8 protein-coding genes and 1 pseudogene are annotated in these 8,624 nt (G+C 67.6%); 2 read left to right on the top strand and 7 right to left on the bottom strand.

From position 1 onward, the window contains the following. Nucleotides 1-582 precede the first annotated feature (582 nt). The 6 genes and pseudogenes from ACF1AG_RS34510 to ACF1AG_RS34485 form a co-directional block, all read right to left on the bottom strand. On the bottom strand, nucleotides 583-1,464 hold the full coding sequence (locus ACF1AG_RS34510; protein ID WP_387799103.1) for an MBL fold metallo-hydrolase: 882 nt from the start codon (nucleotides 1,462-1,464) through the stop codon (nucleotides 583-585). Between the two features lie 377 nt (nucleotides 1,465-1,841). Beyond that, nucleotides 1,842-2,057, bottom strand: a complete 216-nt coding sequence (locus ACF1AG_RS34505) for a hypothetical protein (RefSeq protein WP_387799101.1) — start codon at nucleotides 2,055-2,057, stop codon at nucleotides 1,842-1,844. A gap of 62 nt (nucleotides 2,058-2,119) precedes the next feature. Next, nucleotides 2,120-2,971: a LysR substrate-binding domain-containing protein gene (locus ACF1AG_RS34500; protein ID WP_391811036.1), complete on the bottom strand. Its 852-nt coding sequence runs from the start codon at nucleotides 2,969-2,971 to the stop codon at nucleotides 2,120-2,122. 266 nt (nucleotides 2,972-3,237) lie between these two features. Continuing rightward, nucleotides 3,238-3,438 (bottom strand): hypothetical protein, encoded by a 201-nt coding sequence (locus ACF1AG_RS34495; RefSeq protein WP_387799099.1) that lies wholly within the window; start codon nucleotides 3,436-3,438, stop codon nucleotides 3,238-3,240. Nucleotides 3,439-3,670: 232 nt separating this feature from the next. Then, complete coding sequence (locus tag ACF1AG_RS34490; protein WP_387799097.1) at nucleotides 3,671-4,273, bottom strand: DUF6000 family protein; 603 nt, start codon at nucleotides 4,271-4,273, stop codon at nucleotides 3,671-3,673. A 249-nt stretch (nucleotides 4,274-4,522) separates the two neighbouring features. After that, a pseudogene (locus ACF1AG_RS34485) lies at nucleotides 4,523-4,821 on the bottom strand (transposase); the annotation flags it as partial. Between the two features lie 557 nt (nucleotides 4,822-5,378). On the opposite strand from ACF1AG_RS34485, the gene ACF1AG_RS34480 reads away from it, so the two are divergent. Both ACF1AG_RS34480 and ltrA read left to right on the top strand, forming a co-directional pair. Then, complete coding sequence (locus ACF1AG_RS34480) at nucleotides 5,379-5,777, top strand: hypothetical protein (RefSeq protein ID WP_391811035.1); 399 nt, start codon at nucleotides 5,379-5,381, stop codon at nucleotides 5,775-5,777. A gap of 905 nt (nucleotides 5,778-6,682) precedes the next feature. Continuing rightward, nucleotides 6,683-8,077 carry a group II intron reverse transcriptase/maturase gene (ltrA, locus tag ACF1AG_RS34475; protein WP_387799093.1) on the top strand — a complete coding sequence of 465 codons (1,395 nt, stop codon included), beginning with the start codon at nucleotides 6,683-6,685 and terminating at the stop codon, nucleotides 8,075-8,077. Between the two features lie 183 nt (nucleotides 8,078-8,260). Here ltrA and ACF1AG_RS34470 read toward each other — a convergent pair. Then, nucleotides 8,261-8,624 (bottom strand): transposase (locus ACF1AG_RS34470; protein WP_391811034.1); only part of this gene is annotated, 364 nt, incomplete at its 5' end.

The raw sequence follows: 8,624 nt of genomic DNA, 5'->3' as shown, positions 1-8,624 counted from the left end.
GGTCCGCATGCTGGACCGGGCCGTGTGCGGCGACCGGAAGCGCGGGTGACCGGGGGCACGCCCGCAGAAGACACCGCTTGATCTCTTCGACGAGAATCGCGCAGTCGCGAACGTGGGGCCACAACAGGTCGACTCGACCGGCTTTCAGACACTGCAGGCCCGCCTCCAGCGAGTCGCCCACTGCGGCGCGGAGGACAGCCATGGCCCGTAGCCCGCCCGGCCGGGCGGGCAAGCCTCTACCGCTTGGCTCATGCCGCCCGAGCAGGACGACTCGGCGGATCACGCTGGCGCACCTTCCTCGATAACGTCTCAGACTGGCGGGCAGGGGAGCGTGTCGCGGTGGCTGGTGCGGCGCAGGAGCTGGTGCTCCCGGTGATTGGTCCGCCAGGTGAGGCAGTCGGGAGAATCCTGAGGAAAGAGCGCCTGCACGGAGGTCGCGACCAGGGTCGCGGCCAGGCAGATCGCCACGCCCACCACGGGGCGCCTGCCATGGCCGTGGCCAGACCGTTGACGGCGGTGACCGATGTGGGCACCAAGTTGGGGGACACAGCCAGAAGGGCGTTGACGTTGACGTTGAACAAATCAGACGCCGTTGAGCGCCGGTGAGTCGGGGTTGGTGTTCGACCAGTCGAGCAGCCTCGGGATCCCGTCGTAGGCAGAGACGTCGTGGGACGGGACGATGTGCATGACGTCCGCGAGCGCGATCATGCGAAGCAGGTCCTCGCGCACCAGTTGGGGGTCAGTGTCGGCGAGCATGCGCATCAGGAGGGGCCGCTCGACACGACGGCGGATGGCATCGAGTTGCCAGGTCAAATCGCCGATGAAGGCGTACCGCTTACCGGTCGGCAATGTCACGAAGACGATCACGGAGCCATTCGTGTGGCCACCGGCGGCGGCGACAACTATGGAGCCGTCGTCATAAACGTCAAAGGCCGAAGAAAAGCCAAGATAGGAGGCCGTCTTGAATTGATACCGGTGCAACTTGCGGCTTGCGGAAACCTCGCGAAAAACTCTCCCTCCCTTGCCTTCACCCGCATATTGCAGTTCTTCGTCATTGATCCAGATGGGAAGCTGGAGATCGCCGATACCGCTCACGTGATCCCAGTGAGAATGCGTTACCAGCACACCACTGATCCTGCCGTGGTCGTAGCCGCTGGCTTTCAGCTGCTCGCTCACGGTCCGGGTCAACCGGTGAGGGGCGCGCTCCATGCGGGGGAGGGTCTGCATGTGCGCCGCAACCTGGGAGCCGAAGCCCGCATCAATGAGTAGATCACCCTTCGGGTGCTGTACCAAGATCGACGTTGCGGCGAAATTGCGCTTTTCGCGGAATGAGCCGCCTTTATATGCGAAGACTGCCCTGGTTTCGTAGGTACCCGTAGGCAATTGGTATACGGCCATGTCAGATGGCGGCGCGGCCTCGGGGAGAGGGTCGGTCCAGGGGGATGGCATGGGAAGACGTGGCATGTTATCTATTATTTGACGCCAGTACCTGAGTGTCCAATACCTGATCTGAAGGCCCGATACCCCTGAGGTATCGGGCTCTTCCGGGCCGTGGAGCGGTATTGGCGACGCAATTCCAAAGAGCACGCAGCACCCGTCGGATCCTCGTCGGCAGCCAGCTCCTTCTGGGGCTGTGGGGTTATCCCACTTTTCGGAGGGGTCCCCGCCGGAATGACTCCGGAGGAATGCGTGAGGTCTTTCAGAGTGGCCACTGATCGGGTGACCGGCTGGTGTCCCGCAAGGCACGAGGCTCCTGGGCCGATGAAAGTGGTGTGCTGGCGCGGGCCGGTGCTGTGGGTGGGCCGTCCGCGCGGAGTGACACAGGGGTGGGCGGACCGTGTTCAGGGCGCAGGGGCGAGCTCGTCCTCCATGGCCGCGCTCGGACCGCGCAGGGCGAGCCGGAGCTGGTCCGGTGCACGGCGGACCTGGTCCAGAAGGAGGCCGCCCTGGATCGCCGCCGTGGTGAGGTCGGCCAGCTCCGTCACGTCCGCGTCCGGGCGCAGCTCGCCGGATGGATCAGGGGAGCGAGTAACTCCTGAGGGGATCGGTGAGTTCATGATGGCGTGTCACCCCGTCTTCCCGGATGATCTTTGGAGGCGGAACCCAGCCCTGCCGGGGCTCAGCGACGGTACGCGGCGGTCGCGGCGTCGACGAAGGAGTGCAGCAACGGGTTGGTGTCACTTTCCTGCCACACCGCCACCACCCGGCTCGGCGCCATGTCGGTCAGCGGTACCACGGCGAACTCAGGGGGCAGGTCGTGCCCCAGCGGTGCCATACCGACCGTGCCGTTCCACAGCACGGCTTGAAGGCACTCGTGAACGGCGCGCACCACAGGGCCTTCGCGGTGCCTGCCGCCGTTCCAGTACAACTGCCAGAGTCGGTCGGTCCCTTCGGGGAACTGGAACCAACGCCGCTCGCTCAGCTCATCCAGCGCCAGCCGGTCGCGCTGGGCCAGCGGATCGTCGGCGCGCAGAACCACACCGACCGGATCGGCCCGCAGCGTGCGCACCGCCAGAGCCGTCTCGTCGAACGGCGCGCGGGTCAGGGCGACATCGACCAGCCCCGCCCGCAACCCGCAGGTGGGGTCGGTCAGATCGGTGTCGCGGACGCGGATGTCGACGTCGGGATGACTTCGACGGTAGGCGGCGGCCAGTCTGGTCACTCCCGGATCGGTGCCGTCGCCCAGGATGCCGATGGTGAGGGCGGCGGTACCGGCGGCTGCACTCACCCGTACGCGGACGCGGTCGGCGTGGTCGAGGAGCGCCCGCGCTTCGTCGAGCAGCACCTCACCCACCGAGGTCAGAGCGACCCCGGCGGACGAGCGGGTGAACAGCAGGGCGCCGACCTCGGACTCCAGCTGTCTGATCGCCCGGCTCAGAGGCGGCTGGCTCATGTGCAGCCGAGTGGCGGCACGCCCGAAGTGCAGTTCCTCGGCCACCGTCACGAAGTACCGCAGCACCCGTAGCTCCACGCTGCAACGATACCCGTCCGTTATCGACGGTGTGGAAGAGGTCGGTCTTGGACGCGACCGACGGCCTGGCGGTGTACTCGGATCATGGCCGAGGAAACCAAGGCCGACGCGTCGCAGACCGGTGCCCATGTCTGCGTGGTGGGCCCCGGCGGGGATAGACCCTCGTCCTGGGCACCACGCGCAGCTTCCTGACGGAGGGAAACATTCCGCAGCGCCGGCGGGACCAGCCCGGGGGCGTCGCGCGGGCCTTTTGCCGGCCGCCGGGCTCAGCCCGCGGGAGCCAGGGAGGCGTGGTGGGCGTGGAGGGAGGCGGAGAACTGCTCGATGACGCGAGCCAGGGCCTGGGCGGTGGCGGGGGCGAGGATGACCGAGCCGTCGTCCGCCACGGTGAGGTCCCTGTCGAGGGTGAACCAGCCCGGGACGATGTGGGCCGGGCCCACCGCCGCGGCCAGGACCCCGGCACGCACTGCTCCGCGTCCTGGCCCGGCCCCCCAGGACTACGGGCACAACGGGTCGGTGTACTGGACGACTTCGAGCACCGAGGGGTGCTGCGGCGCGGACGTCACGCGGCGCCCTGGTGGGCCGGCCGTTCCCGTGCGCCGTCGGTCAGCAGCAAACGCGCCCCCTTGGCGTGACGCAGGGGCGCCACGTCAAGGGATCCACGAGCCAGAGCGTTCGACGCGAACGGGACCAAGAGGGTCAGATGTCGGCGCATTCCTCGATGACGGCGCAGGCGAGCCGAACCCCGCCGAGGTAGGCGGAGACGCCGCCATCGCCATGCATGTGGGGCGCGTCCTGGAACCACTGCCGCCACAGGCCGCCCTCCTGGAGGAAACGATCGGCCCGGTCGCTGTGCAGGACGGAGTCGGTGAACGCCAGGGCGCCCATGACCGTCGGCTGGTCGTAGGCGAGGTCGGGCTGACGCAGGTAGCGATCGAGGTAAGCGGCGAGCAGGTCAGCGTCCCGTGCGGTGCCGAAACTTGCCAACGCCACGCAGTACGCCCCGCCCGCACAGCAGACCTCGCTCTCCAGCAGCAGTGCTCCCAGGCGCTCGCGGAAGCGGTCACGGCGCGAGACGGCCACGAACCACGCAGCGGTGCGCCGCTCGCGCCAGCTGCCCTCGAAGAGGATGGTGAGCTCGGCGTCGGTCACAGCCCTCGCATCACGGGCCAGGGCATGCACGAAGGGCTCGTACTCCTCGCGAGGCATGCGAAGTACTGCCCCGCCAAGCTTCAGGTAACGCCGCGCCGGGAGGCAGTAGCGGCGGTACAGAGCCTGTATCTCGGGGTCGTAGCGGATCACCGTCCCATCCTCTCGCGACGAGCACGTAGCTGAGGACGGGAGCGGAACGGGATACGCCTGCAGTGTCCCTCGAGACAGGTGCTTACCCCACCTGGGACCCAGGTGGGGTAAGCACCTGTGCCAGGACATCTCCGCGGCCAGCCGCCGTGCCGTATCCATGAGAGAGCTGCTTGGCGTCGCCCGGGACTCATGCCGACAGTTCGACGGTGATCCGGGCTTTCTTGGCGCCGTGTGATTGGCCGCCCCGTCCAGTCGGCGATAGCAGATCAGGGCGGCAGCGATCCCGGCGAAGGCCAAGAAGTGCTCCACCTTGCGTTCGTAGCGACGATACGGGCGGCTGCAGCCGGTCAGCCATGCCACTGTCCGCTCCACAGTCCACCGGTGGCGGCCCAGCTGCTGGGAGAACTCGATACCCTTGCGAGCAATGCGCGGGGTGATGTTCCGAGACCGGAGCCATCGGCGCAGGTGGTCGTAGTCATAGCCCTTGTCACCGTGGAGCTTGGCGACCGTCGCCGCCACGGTCCGCGCCTGGAGCGGACAGGCGGGACCGGCTTCGGCTACCCTACTGCGCCAGAAACTGGACCTCGCCCGACCTGCAAAGCGGGACGGCCGACATCCGCGCCGGCAGCGAAGCTGATGAGCGTGCCGGGAGGGAGCCGTCGTCGGGGGCGCCGGGGCCCCGCTCGGCTCCTGGGGGTTCACCCCGTCCCGTGTCGTGCCCTCCGTGGGAGGCGCTGCGGGATCGCTCTCCGAAGGGGCGGGTTCCCTTTCCGGGGTGGCGGGCGCGGCCGCCGGGTTCTCGGGCAGGTCCTCCTCGTCCGAGAGATCAGATGGAGACGCCAGGGCTGTCCTCGTCGAGCGAGGGGCGTGGCCGCTTGTGTCCCCCCGAGAGAACCGAAGGCCACCGGACGGGCGTCTGCACGTGCACTACGACTTGAGAGGTCACATGCCCCGCCCGCACCCACGCTTACGCGTACGCCAGTTGCCACCGCGCCCGCCGATGCAGCTTCGGCCGAGAAGACCTGAGCCCGAGCCTGCGTCGCGAGGGCCGTTGCGTCACCTCCGCTCTTGGTATCGGGGAGTGGACTGGTCAAGACACACAACGGTGCTTGCCGCCGTGGTGGCTGCCGCTGGACTTGGCGTGACGGCCTGGGGCACCCTCATGTCCGCCCGGGTGGCGGAGGACCAGCTTGCCCAGTCCAGGGTGCAGAACGAAGAACGCGAAAGGCAGCAGGCCAGCCGCATCACCTACTGGCCAGAGCCGGCCAGTCCCTCCGATACGGTCATCGCCAATCGGTCCCTGGACCCAGCTGCGGTCTCCATAGTGGTGACGGACTTCGGTGTGAAGCCGTACATCGCCGACCTCGGCATGGTGCCGCCCTGCAGCAGAGTGGTGATTCCCGAAACGCTCCTGTGGGACGTCCACCCCAAAAAGGCAAACGACCCCATCCCTACCATGCAGGTAGACGCGATCCTGATCCAGGATGCGAACGGCAACCAGTGATACCGGTCTTATGACGTGCTCTCGCCGGCACAGCGAGACCTGCCCCTGCTTGAGAAAGCCACCGAGGCGTACGAAGCCGTCACGATGTGGAGCAGGGACGTGAAGGTCGAACCTCTCGACGAGTGCGGAAGTGCCGGCTAGCCTCGCACGGGGAGCAAGATCGTCTTTGCTCGATTGGGCAAGCACCCGGGTCAGCGTGGCGGCATGCGGGCTGTCGTGGGGTCGTGCTGCTCTTCTCGATGACGTTGGTGTACTCGCGCAGTACCGTCAGGACGGACGTCTCGTCGTCTCCAGCCACGTTCGTCACGGGGCCGGTCGGGGAGAGAGCGACGGTCTCGGCGCAAAGGCCGTGGGGGAAATCGCCGCGGTACCACGCTCATGCATCGATGGCACGCCTTAACCTCGATCTTTCGCGAGGGTCCGCCGACGGAGTCGGTGGACCCTTTTGCTTGTGCGCCCAGCATGGGCGATTGCTTGGGGGTGGAAGTCCCCTGGGGGAAGAGGTGGTGCTAACCCCGAGCCGGAGGCAAGGGCGTCATCGTGAGGTGGGGTCTGGAGGAAGCCCGAGGCGGGACCTGGGTACCGAGGAACACTAATCGCGTATGAGGCGTGCTGGTCGGGTGAGCCTGCAAGCGAAGGTGAAGCCCGTCACTGCCAAGAGGGCCAGTGCGTAGACGCGGCGGGGATCCAGGGACAGTGATCGTTCTTACCTGGGGAGATCTGTCCGGGTGTCGGTTGTGCTGAGGTGTCGCCGCGCCGACGGAGCAGGCCGGGAGGCCGGTTCTGACCGGGCAGAAGTCAGCAGAGGTCGTAGTACCAGCCGGGTGGCCGCCGCCTGGTGGTGGGCTGGGAAGGGCCGAACATCGAGTGGAACGGGTGATGTGGTGGTTGCTCGTGCCGGTCACGTGGACCGCAGCAACACTGCTTCGGCGGTGCCGCAGGGGGAGGAGCTGGTGCATCCGGCGGAGCCCACAGCGGAGCGTAGTGGCCGGTCGGCGCACTCCACGGAGGACGTTCACCGGGAGGGGGAGTCTTCGCTGTGGGAGCGGATGCTCTCCAGGGAGAACCTGCTCGCGGCGCTCAACCGTGTCGAAGTGAACCGGGGTGCTCCCGGAGTGGACGGCATGACCACGGCTGAGTTGCGGCCGTGGATCGCACTTCACTGGCCTGAAGTCCGGGCCGAACTCGACGCGGGCATCTACCGGCCGGCGCCGGTCCGTCAGGTGATCATCCCGAAGCCTGGTGGCGGCGAGCGGATGCTGGGGGTGCCGCGGGTGCTGGACCGCTTGATCCAGCAGGCCATCGCGCAAGTACTCGTGCCCATCTTCGACCCGCAGTTCTCCGGGTCGTCCTTCGGGTTCCGTCCCGGCCGGTCCGCTCATCAGGCGGTCCGCGTTGCGCGGCGGGCGATCGAGGACGGCTACCGGTGGGTCGTGGACCTTGATCTGGACCGGTTCTTCGACCGGGTCCAGCACGATGTCCTGATGGCACGGGTCGCGCGCAAGGTCGGTGACCGCAGAGTTCTGAAGCTGATCCGCAGGTATCTGGACGCCGGGATCATGGTGGACGGCATCAGGATGCCGAGCGAGGAGGGGACCCCACAGGGGTCTCCGCTGTCGCCGGTGCTGTCGAACATCATGCTCGACGACCTGGACCGGGAGCTGTTCAGGCGCGGTCACCGGTTCGTGCGTTACGCCGACGATGTTCGCGTCTTCGTGCGGAGCGAACGGGCTGCCAGAAGGGTGCTCGCCTCGGTCACGGCCGTGGTCGAGCAGCGGCTGAAACTGAAGGTCAACCGGGAGAAGTCGAAGGTGGTCCACGCCCGCTCGGCGGTGCTGCTGGGGTTCGGCTTCTACTTCACCCGGGCCGGGGTCAGGATCCGGGTCGATCCGAAGGCGGTCAAACGCCTGAAGGACCGGCTGCGGGAGCTGACCTCGCGCCGGTGGAGCATCGCGATGCACGAACGCATTGCGAAGATCAATCGCTTCACCACCGGATGGATGGGCTACTTCCAGCTTGTGGACACTCCGAGGGTGTTCAGGGAGCTGGACGAGTGGTTCCGCCGCAGGATGCGGCAGATCCGTTGGAAGGAATGGAAGATCCCCCGGGCCCGCCGGGCCATGCTGCGAAAGCTCGGGATCAACGAGCAGTCCTCCCGTGAGTGGGGGAACAGCAGCAAGGGTTACTGGCGGATCGCGGGTTCTCCTGTTCTCCAGCGAGCACTGCCCAACTCCTACTGGGACGACCTTGGTCTGCGCATGCTCAAGCCGACCTGGCTCCGGTTGAGATCAGCTGGATGAACCGCCGGATGCGTGACCCGCATGTCCGGTGGTGTGAGAGGAGGGACGGGCGACCCGTCCCTCCTACTCGATTCCGGAGCTGATGGCGGGCAGGCCGGCGACCCGGCTGTCGCGTCGGGTGGGCGCCGGGTTCCACGGCCCGGGGTGGGTGAGGTTGTCGTCGGGACGGTGGAAGGCTGCTGGTCAGCCCGGGTTGGGCAGGAGCGCGAGCCGTTCGAGGGCGGCGGTGATCTCGCCGGTCCAGGGCCAGTGCCGGGCGAGGCGGAGAATCCTGCGCCGGCTGGTGGTGACGAGTTGTCCGGCTGCGGCGAACAGGCGGAACCGCAGGCGTCGGGGCTCCCAGAGCCGGGCCTTGCCGGTCAGGGCGAGCATGGGCATCCAGGCCAGCAGGTCGAGGGCGATCTGGACGATCTCGAGCCAGACCCTGTTCTGGGCTGTTGTGTGGAGGGGCAGGTTGCGCAGGCCGGTGGCCCGGGCGGCCCGGATCCGGTCCTCGGCCCGGGCCCGCAGCCGGTGACGAAGCTCGAGCTCGGCGATCGGCCGGTCG

The sequence above is a fragment of the Streptomyces sp. NPDC014764 genome, from assembly GCF_043082785.1.
Taxonomy (GTDB): domain Bacteria; phylum Actinomycetota; class Actinomycetes; order Streptomycetales; family Streptomycetaceae; genus Streptomyces; species Streptomyces althioticus.
Note: the sequence above shows the minus strand (reverse complement) of the source record. Positions and strands in the feature narration are given on the sequence as shown.

Coding starts and splice junctions, on each gene's coding strand:
- ACF1AG_RS34505 (WP_387799101.1), bottom strand. CDS start 2,057: ATGAACTCACCGATCCCCTCAGGAGTTACTCGCTCCCCTGATCCATCC.
- ACF1AG_RS34510 (WP_387799103.1), bottom strand. CDS start 1,464: ATGCCACGTCTTCCCATGCCATCCCCCTGGACCGACCCTCTCCCCGAG.